General features: G+C 57.1%; 17 protein-coding genes. 3 read left to right on the top strand and 14 right to left on the bottom strand.

Features of this window, described 5'->3' with window-relative positions; all coding sequences use genetic code 11:
• Window positions 1-28: 28 nt before the first annotated feature.
• Window positions 29-370, top strand: a complete 342-nt coding sequence (gene ytxJ, locus PA598K_RS12280; protein ID WP_128657250.1) for a bacillithiol system redox-active protein YtxJ — start codon at window positions 29-31, stop codon at window positions 368-370.
• Between the two features lie 61 nt (window positions 371-431).
• Here the strand turns inward: ytxJ and PA598K_RS12275 are convergent, their stop codons facing one another.
• The 3 genes from PA598K_RS12275 to PA598K_RS12265 are packed head-to-tail and all read right to left on the bottom strand — an operon-like array spanning window position 432 to window position 2,376.
• Complete coding sequence (locus PA598K_RS12275) at window positions 432-827, bottom strand: hypothetical protein (protein ID WP_128657249.1); 396 nt, start codon at window positions 825-827, stop codon at window positions 432-434.
• A gap of 15 nt (window positions 828-842) precedes the next feature.
• Window positions 843-1,343, bottom strand: coding sequence for a metallophosphoesterase family protein (locus PA598K_RS12270; RefSeq protein ID WP_185601865.1), 501 nt, complete (start codon window positions 1,341-1,343; stop codon window positions 843-845).
• 28 nt (window positions 1,344-1,371) lie between these two features.
• Window positions 1,372-2,376: a serine hydrolase domain-containing protein gene (locus PA598K_RS12265; RefSeq protein ID WP_128657247.1), complete on the bottom strand. Its 1,005-nt coding sequence runs from the start codon at window positions 2,374-2,376 to the stop codon at window positions 1,372-1,374.
• A gap of 158 nt (window positions 2,377-2,534) precedes the next feature.
• Between PA598K_RS12265 and PA598K_RS12260 the strand changes: the two genes are divergently transcribed.
• Window positions 2,535-3,314: a YheC/YheD family protein gene (locus PA598K_RS12260; RefSeq protein WP_128657246.1), complete on the top strand. Its 780-nt coding sequence runs from the start codon at window positions 2,535-2,537 to the stop codon at window positions 3,312-3,314.
• Between the two features lie 95 nt (window positions 3,315-3,409).
• Here the strand turns inward: PA598K_RS12260 and PA598K_RS12255 are convergent, their stop codons facing one another.
• The 11 genes from PA598K_RS12255 to PA598K_RS12205 form a co-directional block, all read right to left on the bottom strand.
• Window positions 3,410-4,222 (bottom strand): (2Fe-2S)-binding protein, encoded by an 813-nt coding sequence (locus PA598K_RS12255; protein WP_128657245.1) that lies wholly within the window; start codon window positions 4,220-4,222, stop codon window positions 3,410-3,412.
• A 155-nt stretch (window positions 4,223-4,377) separates the two neighbouring features.
• Window positions 4,378-4,920 carry a peptide-methionine (S)-S-oxide reductase MsrA gene (gene msrA / locus PA598K_RS12250; RefSeq protein WP_128657244.1) on the bottom strand — a complete coding sequence of 181 codons (543 nt, stop codon included), beginning with the start codon at window positions 4,918-4,920 and terminating at the stop codon, window positions 4,378-4,380.
• Window positions 4,921-5,035: 115 nt separating this feature from the next.
• Complete coding sequence (locus PA598K_RS37880; RefSeq protein ID WP_128657243.1) at window positions 5,036-5,425, bottom strand: WGxxGxxG family protein; 390 nt, start codon at window positions 5,423-5,425, stop codon at window positions 5,036-5,038.
• A 155-nt stretch (window positions 5,426-5,580) separates the two neighbouring features.
• Window positions 5,581-7,278, bottom strand: a complete 1,698-nt coding sequence (locus PA598K_RS12240) for a diguanylate cyclase (RefSeq protein ID WP_128657242.1) — start codon at window positions 7,276-7,278, stop codon at window positions 5,581-5,583.
• Between the two features lie 108 nt (window positions 7,279-7,386).
• The gene (locus PA598K_RS12235; RefSeq protein ID WP_128657241.1) at window positions 7,387-7,656 is read right to left on the bottom strand and encodes a hypothetical protein; all 270 of its coding nucleotides are present in this window, start codon (window positions 7,654-7,656) and stop codon (window positions 7,387-7,389) included.
• Window positions 7,657-7,769: 113 nt separating this feature from the next.
• Window positions 7,770-8,870, bottom strand: a complete 1,101-nt coding sequence (locus PA598K_RS12230) for a PQQ-dependent sugar dehydrogenase (protein ID WP_128657240.1) — start codon at window positions 8,868-8,870, stop codon at window positions 7,770-7,772.
• Between the two features lie 149 nt (window positions 8,871-9,019).
• On the bottom strand, window positions 9,020-9,322 hold the full coding sequence (locus tag PA598K_RS12225) for a hypothetical protein (RefSeq protein WP_128657239.1): 303 nt from the start codon (window positions 9,320-9,322) through the stop codon (window positions 9,020-9,022).
• A gap of 49 nt (window positions 9,323-9,371) precedes the next feature.
• The gene (locus tag PA598K_RS12220; protein ID WP_128657238.1) at window positions 9,372-10,472 is read right to left on the bottom strand and encodes a nitric oxide synthase oxygenase; all 1,101 of its coding nucleotides are present in this window, start codon (window positions 10,470-10,472) and stop codon (window positions 9,372-9,374) included.
• A gap of 104 nt (window positions 10,473-10,576) precedes the next feature.
• Entirely contained in the window at window positions 10,577-11,719 is a 1,143-nt protein-coding gene (locus tag PA598K_RS12215; protein WP_128657237.1) for a Ger(x)C family spore germination protein, read from the bottom strand.
• Complete coding sequence (locus PA598K_RS12210) at window positions 11,716-12,975, bottom strand: GerAB/ArcD/ProY family transporter (protein WP_128657236.1); 1,260 nt, start codon at window positions 12,973-12,975, stop codon at window positions 11,716-11,718. The genes PA598K_RS12215 and PA598K_RS12210 overlap by 4 nt, the downstream gene beginning before the upstream one ends.
• The gene (locus PA598K_RS12205; protein ID WP_128657235.1) at window positions 12,938-14,620 is read right to left on the bottom strand and encodes a spore germination protein; all 1,683 of its coding nucleotides are present in this window, start codon (window positions 14,618-14,620) and stop codon (window positions 12,938-12,940) included. Before PA598K_RS12205 ends, PA598K_RS12210 begins: the two co-directional genes overlap by 38 nt.
• A gap of 153 nt (window positions 14,621-14,773) precedes the next feature.
• On the opposite strand from PA598K_RS12205, the gene PA598K_RS12200 reads away from it, so the two are divergent.
• Window positions 14,774-16,251 (top strand): DEAD/DEAH box helicase (locus PA598K_RS12200; RefSeq protein WP_148091933.1); only part of this gene is annotated, 1,478 nt, incomplete at its 3' end.

Raw genomic sequence — 16,251 nt, 5'->3', positions numbered from 1 at the left:
TCTGTACGAAGAGGAGGAGAGAATCGCAATGGCAACTTATAAAGAAATCGACACCCTGGAGCAGTGGAACGAACTGCTGAACGCATCCAAGCAGCAACCGGTCGTCATCTTCAAACATAGCACGACCTGCCCGGTCAGCGCCAATGCATTGTCCGAGTTCGACCAATATCTGGAGGCGCATCCGGATGATACAACAACCTATGCCCTCGTCAAGGTCATTGAGTCGCGGCCGGTGTCCAATCAGATCGCCGAGGATACAGGCGTCAAGCACGAGTCGCCGCAGATTATCCTGCTGCGAGACGGCCAAAAGTATTGGACCGCCTCCCACTGGTCGATCACGGTAGAGCATATGAGAGCAGTTATGCAATAATCAACGTCTTCCCGCAGTTGTCAAGCCGCCGCCCTGCGAATGGGCCGGCGGCTTGCTTCCTTTACTCGGCGAATCGCTTGAGTCCGCTATAGCGGGCGATCAGCTCCATCATCCGCTGATGCAGCGGGAAGACGAATTGCATCGTTCCAAGCGCCTTCAGACCGCTGCGGTTATGCAGCATCGCCGCGCGCACATAGAGCCGGTATTGCTGTGTGTCCGGTGTAGCGCTTATATACTCCGCATGGTCCTCGCGCTTGTTTTTGTGCGCGATGAGCCGTTCGGTCTGCCCTTCGAAGGGGACGATGCTGACGATATCCGCCAGCTTGATATGATAATTGACATGCGGCTTGTGGAAGACCAGCTCTTGTGTAGATACGGTCACGCCATAGCTGCTTTTTTTCTGCGACAGCTTCAGATCGCCCTCCAGCGACCGCAATCGGATGAAGTCTGGATGCATGGCAGCTTCTCCCTTCTAACGCTTGTTGTCGAAATAGACGATCTTGCCTTGCATACGCCCCCCTGACAACTGCAGCACGCCATAGGAATAAGATGGCTGCCTGCGCTTGTCCGTAGGAGAACCTGGGTTGAACATAAGGATGCCGTTGTGCTCCCTGCAAAGCGGCACATGCGAGTGGCCGAATACGATCGCATCCACCTTTTGTCCTTTAAAGGCGTCCATCGCGCGCCGCTCCGTAGTTCCCGACCTCCCGTGCCCGTGCACCAATCCGATCCGCTTGCCCCCGCATTCGACGATCCGACTGTAGCCGAAGCGGGCTACCACCTCCGGCCCGTCATTGTTGCCCGCAACGCCGTAGACCGGCGCATAACTCGAGAGCTGCGCCAGCACGTCGAGACTCGTCCAATCACCTGCATGTAGGATTATATCCGCCCGCTGCAGTCCGAGCTTAAGCGTCTCGGGCAGTTGGCTTGCCTTGGCTGGCATATGCGTATCCGATACGACGATGATCCACAACTTGTCCCCAGCTCCTCTCCCGCCGACTCTAAGGTGTATGACCCGCAGCCGGGATGATGTAATCAAGCAGCAGTTCCTTGGCCAGCATCGCTTTGCCCTTGCCTTGCACCGTCTTGCGGATGACCGCCACCAGCTCCAGCTCCGGGACGACGAACAGATATTGCCCGCCGTATCCGAGCGCAAAATAAAAATCGCAGCAGCCATTATGCGCAGCTGATGAAACCCACCAGTGATAGCCATATTCGCCGTAAATCGGCGGCTGGTATTGCGGCATGCCTCGGGATTGGACCGCAGTCGATTGCTCTATCCAATCGCGCGAGAGCAACTGCTCGCCGTCCCATGCTCCCTTCTGCAGATAGAGAAGACCAAACTTGGCGAGATCCTCAGCGGCCAGATGCAGCCCCGCCCCACCTTCGCTGACGCCGCCATGACGAGGCCATCGTATAGCACGGCAGCCCAGCTTACTGAACAATCGCCGCTCCGCCAGCAGCTGCGCCGGCTCGCCGTACAGCTCGGTCAGGATGGCCGAGAGCAGGTGCGAGCATCCGGAGTTGTAGGCAAAGGTCTGTCCCGGCGGGTGAGCCAGCGGCTGCTTGGTAATAAACCCGACCCAATCGCTCGTGCGGCGCATCTGGAAATACGGCTTGTCGAACTCGGGCCATGTGAGTCCGGGCGTCATCGTCAGCAGCTGGCGAATCGTAATCGCAGCCTTCCGCTCGTCTCTATCGTCATATAGCCATTCGAAGTATTCGGCAATCGGCGTATCGAGCTTCAGCAAGCCGTCATCGACAGCTATCCCCACCAAGGCCGAGACGATACTCTTGGTACAGGAGTAGACAGCCGCGATCCGGTCCGAGCCGCGATCATGCCAACGCCATACGAGACGACCGCTCTTGACGATGACGACATCTCTGATGGCGCGGGCTGCAAGCTCCGGCTCCATCCGCTGCAGTCGCTGCGCATCCGCAAGCAGAGCTTCCGGGGGAGCCGGAGGCAGGCTGCGGACCCGGTATCCTTCTTTTATTGTCGACATGTGGCCTCCATGAAGTAGCAGGTATCTATTTATTGTGATGGACGTCGCCAGCCTTGTCAATTCCCGACGGCAGGCAGAAGCCCCTTTGCTCTCTTCTCAGCATACGTCCAAAATCTAAGCCGCATACCTACATACAGTAACCCATGGGGTGATGATCAATGTACAAGAAAAACTATCCAAGTCGCAATATTCGCGGCAAACTGAAGGTATGCCGATACTTGCGCGAAGATCCCGCTACGCGCCGATTTATTCCTACGACTCGCGCCTTTACGCTCGCCAATCTGCGCAAGATGACGGATCGGCATGCCGCCGTCTACATCAAGCCCGATATCGGCTCGATGGGGATCGGCATCTGCAAGCTTACCCGACTGGCAAACGGCTATGAGCTGGCCGTATCCTCCAAACGGAAGCAGCGGCGAGAATACTTGCCGACACGAGCAGCGGTCTACAAGTATATAAAAAAACAGCAGCCGGGGCGCAAGCTGATCATCCAAAAAGCGATCGCGCTCGACACGGTCGATGGCAAGCCCTACGATATTCGCGCGATGGTCCAGCGCAAGCCGGGACAGTCCTGGACGTGCACCGGCTACATGGTGAAGGTAGGCAAGCCGAACCGGATTGTCACGAATTACTATCAGGGCGGCAAAATCTATACGCTCGCGAAATGGATGCGCAAGAAAGGCTGGTCGGAGACGAGCAAACAGAGGCGCGAAGCCGAGCTAACCGATGCGTCGCTCGCAATCTCGCACACGTTGTCCCGGAAACGCAAAGGCATGTTTGAATTGGGCATCGATTTCGCCTACGACCAGGGAGATCGTCTATGGGTGCTGGAGGTCAACTCCAACCATCCGCAGTTCCATCCGTTGCGCAAGCTGGATCCCAAAGCTTTTCGACGGATGAAGCGATACGCCAGCAGCTATGGTCGGCATGACGCCTGATCGACATTCGGGGCATGGCGACGCGGAGCGAAGCCGCAAAAGCCGTTCCCTTGGTCCGGCAGACCTTAAAGGGAACGGCTTATTGATGGCGGTGCTCAGGAGGTTGCAGTCTCGGCATAACGCGCGCGCAGCTCGCTGGCTCGCTCTGCGCGTTCGCTTTCTTTCATCTTCGGACAGGTGTAGCAGTATTCGCCGTCCTCGGTCTTGTGATACAGACAGCATACATGCTTCATCCGCAGCGGGCTGCCGTTCTCCTGCCAATGGTCGACGAAGCGCGCCTTGGCCACTAGCGGGTTGCGGGCCTGCCCGAACACCGCAGGCGCCAGCTCCAGCAGCGCCTCGTAATCCTCGCTCAATCGGCTGCGAATCGACGCATGGTCTGCGTCAGCCAACAGATATTCGACATAGTAGCCGATGCGTGCCGTCATCTGCCCCCACAAAAATCTGGCATTAAGACCTGATACCGCTGCGGCAGCTTCAATATACGGGCGCAGCGTAACGGAGATCAGCTCTGTAAGCTGCGACTCCACCCATCGTTTGCGCTCCTCGACGTCTACCGGACCATCGACAGCTGCAAATTCATCTACCTCGAGTCGGATCAACGCATAATCAGCTTCCTGGACGAGTTGGACGGCAAGCCGCTCAGGGTCCAGATCCAGCGAGCGGTTCCAGGCCGAGAGCGCATAAAGTGAAGACAGCAACAGGCCGGTGCTATAGCTGCTCAGATAAGCTGCGGCGACATCTGTCTCAGGTGCTTTGATGCGCCGCGCATACTCGGTCAGAAACGGTCGCAAGCTCTCCACCTGCTGCAGATCACGCATTGGCGCCGCGCACAGCACTTCACGCTCCGCGCCGTCAACCTCAAAGAGTCTAAAATATTGGCCAAACAATGCATATTGGACGTCCATAATAGTCGTTCTTCCGCTCCCTTCAAACGATTCCGTTTGAAATCATCCTGACAATAGTGATTATCATTATCATTCCATTATAGCAAGCGAGAGACGGAAATGCCAATAAAAAAAGTGTAAGCGCCAAAATCGCACCCCTGCGGGTGCGATTCCATTCAGTCCTTCCAATGATTGGCGATAAAGCCATCTCGCCCGGAGGCGTGCCGGTACATTTTGTATCGAATCGTATTTTTACGATGATAACCTTGATGATACTCCTCAGCGGGATAGAACGGTCCGGCCGGAACGATCGGTGTGACAATCGGATTGTTAAATACGCCGCTCTCCTTGAGACGTTTTTTGGATTCCTCGGCCTGTTGCTTTTGCTCCGGCGTATGGTAGAAGATCGTCGTCCGGTACGATGCGCCGCGATCGTGGAACTGGCCGCCCGGATCCGTCGGGTCAATCTGACGCCAGTACAAGTCCAGCAGCTCCTCATAGCTCAACAGCTTCGGATCATAAGTAATCTGGACGGCTTCGGCATGGCCGGTCGTCTCCGAGCATACCTCTTCGTACGTAGGATTTTCCGTATGGCCGCCGGTATAGCCCGATACGACCTCGATGACGCCTGGGCGCTCCTCGAAGGGCGAGACCATGCACCAGAAACAGCCGCCGGCGAAGGTCGCCCGTTCCACTTGCGGGGAATGTTGTTGTTCCATTGTTCGGTTTGCCTCCTTTTACTCCTAGGTCTGCACAGTCGATACGTGTCTATTATACCATACGAAAACCCCGACCTGCTCGGTCGGGGCGCATTCGTGAGCTATCAGCTATAGGTTAGTGCGTTTCGCGGTTTCTGCCGCGCATGCCAGCAAGACCGATTAGACCGAGCAGACCAAGCCAGCCCCAATCCATGTCGCGATCATTGGCTGCCGCTGTACGGTAGCGCCCGTTATTCATGCCATAAGCACGGTTGCCGTCATTGCCATACGTGCTGTATGTTGTGTCGGCGTTGACGCGATTGCTGGTATGGTATCCGTTTGATCCGGCAGCCCGATTGTTCATGGTGCCGTTCATCCCGTCATTGCTCACACCGCGAGTCGCTTGATTCATCTCGACTCCGGCTTTCGATTTCTTCGCCATATGCGAAGATTCGGCAAAAGTGGGCACAGCCAGCATCAGCATCAGAGAAGCTACGATCAAAAAGCTCAGCGACAGACGTTTCATAACAGCTCATCATCCCTTCCTCAAATAGTGGTGACTTCAAAAGTCTCGCCTAAGTCGACCAGCCTTTTCAGGTCCCGTATTTGTTGTTCCCGCAGGGAGATGCGCTGATACATGGATAATGATGCTGAGGCTTTTGCGCCGACCGCCAGGGTATGCTACTGTAGCATGCGCTTGACCCGGATCTCCAGCTCGACGATAGAGAATGGCTTGGCCATATATTCATCGGCGCCCAGCAATAATCCTTTCAACACATCGTCTTGCTTGCGCTTGGCAGACAACATGATCACTTTGGTCTTGCCCTTACGCTGATCGGCGGACTCCTTGTAGCGTTGCAACAACGTCAACCCATCGATCTTGGGCATCACGCCGTCGAGAATACAGACATCAATGATATGATGATGTAATAGATGAAGAGCTTGTTCGCCATCGCTTGCCTCGAGGATTCGCACGGGCAAGTGGCTTAGATTTGTAACGAGAATTTTCCGCAAAATCTCATCGTCATCGGCAATCAACAGCGTCTTTTGATGAGTCTGCGACGTATTCGCCTGTTCATCAACGGATGTGCCGATCATCACCTGATCGCGTCCGTTGTTTTTGGCCCTGTACATCGCCGCATCCGCCGCCTGCAGCCAAGTCTCAGCAGTCATCGAGTCTCTCCACTGGACGATCCCGGCAGAGAAGGTAACTTGAAACGATTGCTGGTTCACTTTGGCTACGGGCTGGCGATGGACGAGCTCGCGCAGCTTAAGCACCAGCTGCTCCGCTTCGACCTCGGTCGTTTCGGGCATCAGGATGACGAACTCCTCGCCTCCGTACCTCGCGATCAGATCGGTCACTCTCGAATGATGGTTAAGCAGATTAGCCAGACCCTGCAGCACTTGATCGCCCGCCGCATGGCCGTGCTTGTCATTGATTCGCTTGAAAAAATCAATATCGATAAAGGCGACTGAAATGGGCGATGGATAACGCTGTATACGCTGAAGCTCCGAATAAATTTGATGATCCAGGTAACGGCGATTGTAGACCCCAGTGAGCGGATCGCGGAAAGCCATTTGCTCATACGTTTTGCTTCTTGTTAGCAGGCTGTAGATGCGCGCCGCCAATTCTTCGTACTGGAAGGGCTTCGTTACATAATCATCGGCCCCGAGATAAAGACATTGCATCTTATCCTCCAGATCCTGCCGTCCCGAAAGGACGATCAGCGGCAGCCACTTCAAGGTCGGGTCTTCCTTCAAAAACTCAAACAACGCATAACCGGATTGCGGGTGCATCATCAAATCCAGAATGACTAGATCAAAATGATGCTCATGCAGCAAACGCTTGGCCTCATCGACCGTTGCTGCCTCCATCACCTTGTAGTCGTCAAGCTCCAGCCTGCGGTACAAATAGGATCGAAGCGCATCTTCATCATCGATGATCAGCAAGCGGCTGCCTGCCATCGTCGGACGCTCCTTGCTGATGCCGGAGTAATCCAGCTCCAATTCTTTTTTGCATACGTCATATTCCATCGTCAGCCGCTCCATCGGCTTCAAGCTGCGAGCGACCGCCTCCGGAATCGACGAGGCGTCGGCTGACTCGCAATCGGCCCAATCCCAGATCAACAGCAGCTCTTCGGCCAGCTGGCCGATCCGCATCAGCCCGAATACAGGCGCGCTCCCCTTCATCGTATGGAACTTACGGAAGAGAGTTCTGCTGCTCTCCAGATGCTCATGTGTGGCAGCCTCTGCTATTAGCGTCTCGATCTCGTCCAACTGTTGATGCATCTCTTGGATAAAGCGCTCGCGCCCTTGTCGGATAAGACGTTGGCCACGGTCCTGTTTGGCAAGACGATTCCTGTTATCTGTAGGGTCCATCTCTTTCACTTCCCTGACTTCTCATAATGGAGTCGCTGCCTTGCGACAGCCGAATAAAAGGGGCTTCTCGCCGCCCCTCCACGTGCGGATACGACCGCCTGAAGGCGTCTAGCTGCTCTTTGCATTCATGGCTGTTTCGGTCAGCCAGTCGAACAACTCGTCGTCCTCTTCGAGTCGCTCTTCCATCTGGAAGATTTCTTCCTCTCGGCCGGAGGTGTCAACGAAGAATAGTCCATACGACCATTCCTTCCCTCTCTTACTCTGCAATGCGATCTCATAAGCGTCGCGATGCCCCTCCGCGCGGAATTGAACCTTGCCCACATAGCCATCCTCTGGCGAATGCGTCATCGACGCATGAATAATCGTAATGTCTTTCATCGATTTGTCTGCTCCTTTAGCTCGCGTTGCCCGAGCATGCTGTTTTGTTCTCCTGTGAGAATACTCCAATCCGGTGGAGAAAACAAGAACACCGTCATCGTATCGGCGAAGCCTCAAGGTGTCGACAGCCGCAGCAGTCGATCGTCAGCTTCACCAGGCTGTCCCCGACCATCTGTATTGTTCGTCAACACATAGATGGCGGTCCCGTGAGCGACTACATCGCGCAAACGTCCTTCCCCATCCAGCAGCGATCCGAACGGCTCTCCTGTCTCGCCGAACCTTGCGAGCTCTTCGCCTCTCAGTCCGGCCAGCAGAATCTCCCCGCTCTCGAGTACGGTCAGTCCGGAGGGAGCGAGCGTATCGGCTCCAGTATGGAATAACGGCGGGGTCATGCCCTCGGCCGTCTCATCGCCTTTGACCTCAGGCCAGCCGTAATTGGTCCCTGCCTCAATCCGATTCAGCTCATCATGAGCGTTAGGCCCATGCTCCGAGCTGTACATCCGCCCATTCTGGCTCCAGCCGATCCCTTGCGGATTTCGATGACCATAGCTGTACACATAGGAGTCCGCGAACGGATTATCGTCCGGCGCCGCTCCTTCTGGCGTCATGCGGAGAATCTTGCCTGCCAGCGAATCGAGGCGCTGGGCGAGCGACGTATCTCCCGCATCGCCGGTCGTCGCGTATAACATCCCATCGGGTCCCCAGGCCATACGACCGCCATTATGCGTCGCCCCGCCGGGGATGCCGTCGAGCAACGTATCCGTCTCCTGCCAGCCCGATTCGGTCTGTGTGATGGCGACGATACGATTGAAGATGGCACCGTCAGTCTGATACGTATGATAGACATATGCTTGTCCGTTCGCATCGAAGTCCGGGGCAAGCAGCAGGCCGAGCAGGCCGCCCTCGCCGGCCGCGTGCACCGGCACTGTCAGCTGCAGCGTCTGTCGTTCGAGCGTGTCGCCGATCAGTCGGACGATGCTGCCATCTCGCTCGCTTATATAGATGACGTCCTCCGCCAGCGCAATCGACCAAGGGGCCTCCAGTCCTTCGGCGAGCACCACATAGCCGCCCGATTTGTCTGTTTCTTGGTCGTTAACTTCTGATGCCTCGCTTGGCGGCGGAGGATCGATGATCTCTCTTTCCGCCGGAGAAGTGCCGCATGCGGTCAGCACGATGGCGATAGCGGTTACAAGCACAAGCTTCCATCGCTTCATCTTTTCCTTTCCCTCCTCTATTTGGTAACTCCAGTATACCAATTGGGGGGCATAGACCACAAACGGACAAGCCCAGAGCCCCTCCCGCAACCCGGTCCGCTTGGCAAAAAAAGGAGAGCTGCGTAAGCTCTCCTCCCTTTGGTACGAATCTATGAAATGCCAAATCGCCGGAGTTGGTCGTCCTGACGCTCCAACAGTAAAATCTCGCGCTGCTTGGGACCGAGCAGATCAAAATGGGGATAGGGCTGTCTGCGGTGAATGTAGCGCGGGTCCAGACCAAAGCGCTCGCACCAGGCCGAGAGCTTGTCCAGATCGGAGCACCCCACCTTGGTCACGGTCCGAATACCGGGAAACCTCGGATCGAGCCAGTAATGAGTCAAGTAAGCGATCTCTCCTCGCTGCACCTGATCCTTCCAGCTATTCATCTCTGCCCGGGTTATTCCGAATGCCATCGCTCACCCTCCTTGTATGTCGATCTTGCGGCAAGTGTGCGGGCATGATTTAGGTATGATAAGGGCAGCGCTGATAATCATAAGCCGGCTTGACAATCGTATTATCATAGCTGCGATGGAAGATCTGCGTCGCCGCTGGCGATACGGGAGGGATCAGCCACGCCCAGTTGCCGGTGACGGGGCGTCCGGCATCCCGCTCCTGCTGCTCGAAGCGTAGGAATTGCTCCGCTGCCGTATGATGATCGACGATGCTGACGCCATCGGTCTTGAAGGAATGGAGGACCGCAATATTCAGCTCGACGAGCGCCTTGTCCTTCCACAAGGTGACGTTGCTCTCCGTAGACAGGCCCATTAGCCCGGCGATCCTCGGCAGCAGGTTGTAGCGATCGGTATCGGCGAGGTTGCGCGCGCCGATCTCTGTCTCCATATACCAGCCATTAAACGGGGCAGCCGCATAGATGACCCCGCCGATCTCCAGCGACATATCAGAGATCATCGGCACAGCGTACCACTTGACGCCAAGCTCGGCCAGGCCGGGCAGCTCCGGATGCCGGATCGGCACCTCGAGGACGAGCTCAGGCGGCACAGCGCGCCAGCAGGGCGGTCGGTCGCCGAGCTGGATGACGATCGGCAGCACATCATAGGGCGTCCCTTCGCCCCGCCATCCCAGCTCCATGCAGATCCGCGTGAAGACGACCGATTTCGGATCGCCGACGATGCCGGCGTCCGTCTCATAGCCTGCGTAACGGATCAACTGGTGATTCCAGATGCGTACGCGCGGCGCCTCGGTTGAAGCTGGCGCAAAGACGGTAATCGTCGGACGAATCCTGCCCTCGTTGGTCGCCAGACGGATATGGTGGAACAGCGCCTCGAAGATGTCGTCCTCCTGCATCAGCTCCCGCGCATCCCTGACATTCAGACTGCTCCAGAATAGCCGTCCGACGCATTTATTGCTGTTTCGCCAGGCGACCTTGGCGCCATACGCCAGCTCCTCCTCCGTGTGCCGGTACGTACCGGAACGATCGATCTCCTCGCGAACCTGGCGCAGGCGCGCCGCCAGCGCGCCGTCTGTCAGCCCCGATTCGGCATAATATTGCCTGAGGAAGGCGTCCGCTTCCTCGCCTAAGCGCCTCTCTTCCTGAACCTGCATCTCACGCCTCTTTTCTTCCTGCTGCCAAGAGCAACCTGATGGTTTGCCCCTATTATAGCTTAATCCCCCTTCTGCTGAAAATGCAAAAAGTCCCCGTTTTGCCGTCACTCGATCTCATTGCCTGTATTGCGCAGCTCAAAATGGAAGCTGACCGTAATTTCCGCTTCCGCAAATGCGTCCGGCCAATGCAGCTTTTTCCATATCTTTGGGTGAAATGCGCGCAGCTCCGTACCGATTCCCATCGCATCGGTATTGTATTTCTGAAGCTTTTCAATCATCTGCTTGGCGTTTGCCTCGAGGAATTCATTGGCGCCGCTCTCGATCAAGCGAATATCCCGCTCATCAAACAAGTTCTGTCCAAACGTCTTCTCGAGCAGATTGCCTTCCATGTGGACCTCATAATGCACCTTGAGTCGATCCTGCAGATGGGCGAATGTCTTGCGGGACTTGATGAGCTCCGTGCTGAGCGTGATCAGTCTGTCCCCGCTACCTTCAAAGGGAAATACAAGATCCCCGCCATCCTTCTCATCGTCGATGCGCAGCAACTGCCACGTCTCTTCCGGCGTCAGCGTCCCGACCATGCGGTCTCCCCTCAGCAGGGCGACGCCGCTCCAGATCAGCTCATGTCCATTGATCTGGAGATAGTTCAAGTAAGGCTCGCGGCCGGTCGTCGACAGATCGACGAAGAAGTGTCCCAGGTTCATATCCGGAATCATCCCCATCTTCGTACCGTTGTCAAACATAGACATCAAAAAAACCGACGGAATCTGCTCCAGACTGGGCTTGGAACGCAACAGATCGCTCGCCTTGCCCTTGACGACGATCGGCCAGAGCAGCCGGCGAATCTCCGGATCTCGGCGGAACGAGTCGGTTATCGTCCGCAGTCCCTTGCGCGCCAGCTTTTCGCCGAAGGCGAGCACCCTCGTCTGACCGAAGAAAATTCTTTGATTCAAACGGTTCTGCAGCACCTGGATCCCTTCCAATACGGTCCGGCTTTGCGTCTCCATGACGATGACCGCTTCGGCTCCATCGCCGCCGCCCGCTCCGCCGCCGGAGTTGCTGATCTTCAGCGGCACCGGAATTTGCACGCTGATCGAGAGCATATCCGGCTTGTCCTCGACCACATCCAGCCCGATCGCGAGGACAATGGTGCGCTCCTCGATCTCCCGGCGATCCCAGCAGCCGGTGAGCAGCAGCGATACGGTCAAGATCAAGAGCAGGATAAGTGCATATTTTGTCTTGGTCATTCCTCCTGCCCCTCCCCTTTGCGCGCATCCCTCGTTGCAGTGGATCCGAGCTGCGCCTTCCCCCGAAGCTTGCTTAGCAATCCAAAAAACAACGGCAGCCCCAAAGCTCCTGTCACTCCGATCCAGGCAATCCGGTCCTGGGTTTGAAAGAGCTGATGCAGGTTGTTCGGCCGCAGGGAAATCCAGTACATCACCGGCAGCAACAGCAACGAGATAAGACGATGTTCCTTGAGATGAAGAATTTGCTTCAGCAGCAGCGCCGTGGCGTAATAATAATTGCCCACCGTCGTAAATACCGCTGTCACCCACACGGCAAGAAAAGCCGATTCCATCCGCTCCAGGATAAGACCTGGAACCTCTGTCGTCTTGACTAACTCCAGCGTCGGCCAGGCCAGCAATTTCAGCTCTTCATAGCCAAACACCGAGATGCCGGCAATAGCGATCAGTGCGTACAGAAGGCCAGGGATACTGATGCTTAACACATTGGTTTTGGTCAGCTTCGGAGAGATTTTGGTATGAGCTGAGAATAGCATCATCACCTCATAACCCAGCAGTGAAGAAGTCATGACTGCCGTCGACACGAAAAACATTTTCCAGTCCATATCAAAAATCGGGAACAGATTCTCAAGACGCCCGCTTTGAAAAGAGGAAATAGCGATAATGAGAATCGGTACGACGATGAGCGGCAGCAAGATTTCATTGACACGCGCCAATACCTCGACCGAATACATCGTCAAATAAAAGCCCGCCGCCAGCATCGTCAAAATGATGACCTCGACCGGCGTGGTCGGCAGCATCGTCGTCGACACCATCTCCCCGAACAACCGGGCGACCAGCGCCGAACCCCAGCCCCAAAAGACGAGCAGGATGAGCAGAAACGGCAACGCCAACGCTTTGCCCAGCCAAAGCAATCGACGGGTGGGCGCCAGCAACTCCGCGGCATACAAGGCGATGCTCTGCCCGCGGAAGCGAATGCCAAGCCGTGTAATAATCCACGTCATCCCCATCGCAACCAAGACGCCGGAGATAATGCCGATCCAGCCCGTCTGGTTGGATGAGGTGACAGTAACCCTGGGCAAAGTAATAACGCCGACGCCGATAATCGAACTGGCGATAATCGACGCCGATTGACGCTCGCTAATGACGGAGCCTTCTGACGTTTGGGCATCATCGGCAGCGCCGCCCTTTGCCTTTTTATCCCCAGCCTGATCCTCGCCGCTAGGAGGGTTCGGTTGGTTTTGATCCTTGCGTGGCATTGGTCGACTCCCCTTCCTTGTCCACTTCCACCGAAGTATCGCCTACCCTGATCGAATCCTTGGGCTGGAATGGCTCTGGCCTTTTGAACATCCATTGCAGAGGCGCGCGTATCAGCGTATCCTTGTTGGCATTGAGATTCATCGGCGTCATCGGCGACAGATACGGGATCCCAAATGACTTGAGCGTGCACAGGTGGACAATGATGAAGATCATCAGCAGCATAATGCCGTAGAGTCCGAACAACGAGGCGGCGATCATCATCGGGAAACGCAGCATCCGCAGGGCAATCGCAGCGCTGTAGCTCGGCGAAGCAAACGAGCCGATCGTCGTCAGGGCGACGATGATGACCATGATCGGACTGACGATGCCTGCCTGTACGGCCGCCTGACCGACGACAAGCGCGCCGACGATGCCGATCGTCGGCCCGATCGGGCCAGGCAAGCGTACGCTCGCTTCCCTCAGGATCTCCATCGTCACCTCCATCAGGAACGCTTCGATGATCGACGGGAAGGGCACAGTCGAGCGGCCCGCCGCCATCGCGATGACGAGTCGCGAAGGGATCATCTCGGGGTGGAAGGAACTGAAGGCAATATACAAGCTGGGCAGCAGCAGCGCCATGCCCATGCTGATGATACGGATCAAGCGAATAAGCGTGCCGATCAGGAAGCGCTCGTAATAGTCCTCCGGACTCTGGTAAAACTGGGCGAATACCGCTGGCGCAATCAGCACAAACGGCGTGCCGTCGCTGACGATAATCACTCTGCCCTCCAGAATGTTGGCGACAGCCTTGTCCGGCCGTTCGGTGTTCTGGATCATCGGGAACGGGCTGATATGATGGTCCTCGATGAATTGCTCGATAAAGCCGCTCTCAAGCACCGCATCGATGTCGATGCCGTTGATCCGTCGCTTGACCTCCTCCACCAGCTTGGGATCGGCGACATCCTCCAGATACATGACGGCGATGTCCGTCACGCTGCGCCGCCCTACCGTCATGCTCTCGACGCACAGATTCGGATCGCGCAACCGGCGCCGGATCATCGCCGTATTGGTGCGGATCGTCTCTGTGAAGCTGTCGCGCGGCCCGCGGACGACCGACTCGGTGCTCGGCTCCTCGATTCCCCGTTGGACCCAGCCCTTCGTATTAAGCGTCAAAGCTCGCGGCACGCCGTCGATAAGCACAGCCGCATCGCCGGTCAGGGCGGCATAGACGACCTCCTTGAGACTTGAGGCGACCTCCAGCTCGTTGATCGGGATGCCGAGTCTGCGCAGATCGTCCTCGATCTGCTCCAGATCCTGTCGTCCGCCATTGTCGGTATGCAATAAATCCAGACGGGTATCAAACATCCCAGCCTGGAGGATAAACTCGTCCGTCACTCGCGAGGCAGATAGACCGTCGATGAACAGCACGGCAGCCCGGGACGGCTGATCGCGACCAAGGAAAAATTCCCGGATGACAAGGTCGTTGCTCGTCTTCAGCACTTCCTTGACCTTGCTCAGGGCTTCCGCGAGTGCTGAAGGGATTGGCACCTCCTCCAACTGGTCCAGCTTGCTTTGAAAACGCTCGTTCAGATGCTGGGTCATCCGTTTTTTTCGCCCGGAGAACCATTTGGATTTTATAACTTCGAAAAGGCCCGCTTTGATCATCTGGCTGGATCTCCCCTTGCGACGCATCATGAGCCCGATGCGCAGGATATCGGGTATTGTTGCCAGCTGCCTGGCCAATTATTCCACTCAAGCAAAGCGGGATATGGTATACTCTAAGGATGTCAAGGCATAAAGAAGAAAAGAGGCTCATGCATGTCCAATACATTCGTAACATTAGCCATACAACCTGAGCTAGTCGCGCTGCTCCAGCAACACGGCATCACATCGCCGACGCCGGTCCAGCAGCAAGCGATCCCACAGGCGCTAGACGGCAAGGATATTATCGTGCAGGCGCAGACAGGCACAGGCAAGACGCTCGCCTTTGCCCTGCCGATCCTGCAGCGCATCCAGCCGCAGTCTCCGCATGTGCAAGCATTGATCGTCACACCGACGCGCGAGCTCGCGATCCAGATCACTCAAGAATTCCAAAAGCTCGCGCCAGCCGTAGGCTGCTCAGTGCTGGCCGCTTACGGCGGTCAGGATGTGGAAGCGCAGATCCGCAAGCTGCAAGGTGCGGCCCAGATCGTCGTCGGCACGCCGGGACGACTGCTCGATCACCTGCGACGGGAGACGATCACGTTGTGGAAGCTGCAGACGCTCGTGCTCGACGAAGCCGACCAGATGCTCCATATGGGCTTCCTGACCGAGGTTCAGGAGATTATCGAGCAGACGAGCAAGCATCGCCAGACGATGCTGTTCTCGGCGACGATGCCGGACAGCGTGCGCCAGCTGGCCGCGCGCTATATGTCCAACCCCGAGGATACCCGTATCCGCGGCACTCATGTCACGCTTGATACGATCGAGCAGGTGGTCGTCGAGACGACAGACCGCGCCAAGCTACAGACGTTGGTGACGCTCATTGAGCAGGACAACCCCTACCTCGCGGTAGCCTTTTGCCGGACCAAGATTCGCGCCAAGAAGCTGACGGAGTCGCTGCAGGAGCAAGGCTTGCCGGCAGACGAGCTGCACGGCGATCTGACCCAGGCCAAGCGCGAGCAAGTGATGAAGCGATTCCGCAACGCCAAGCTGCAGATCCTCGTGGCGACAGATATCGCGGCGCGGGGTCTCGATGTCGAGGGGGTCACGCATGTGTACAATTATGACATCCCGCATGATGCCGAGGCCTACATCCACCGCATCGGCCGGACTGGCCGCGCAGGACAGACCGGCAAAGCCGTCACGCTGGCGACGCCAAGAGACCGCATGACGCTGCAAGGCATCGAGCGCGGCATCCATCAGACGCTGACGCGCATGCGGATCGACGGCAGCCTGGCGACGACTGCTGCGAGCGCTGACGTCGATCCAGAGCGGCGACGCAGCAGCCGGACAGAATCGGCCGGGCGCGGAGGGCGGACGTCCGGCGGGGGCGAGCGCGGTCGGCGGGCGTCCAGTGGAGGCGAGCGGCGGCCGGGCGGCCGAGGCGCTCAGACACAGCAAAAAGGCCGCCAGCAAGGCCAGCGGCAAGAACGAGGCAAGCAAGGCAGCACTAGCGAATCAAGAGCAGGCGCTGGCGGAGAGAGCCGGGGCTGGGGCACAGGCCTCGATCCAAGGCCGCAGCGCGCCTCCAGCGGGCGCGGCGGCTCCGCGTCAACAGGCCGCAGCGGCGCTGGGCGCTCGGATAGCCGGGGCGG

Origin of the sequence: Paenibacillus sp. 598K (genome assembly GCF_003851045.1) — a bacterium.
Taxonomy (GTDB): domain Bacteria; phylum Bacillota; class Bacilli; order Paenibacillales; family Paenibacillaceae; genus Paenibacillus_D.
This window is presented reverse-complemented; position numbering and strand designations above follow the sequence as displayed.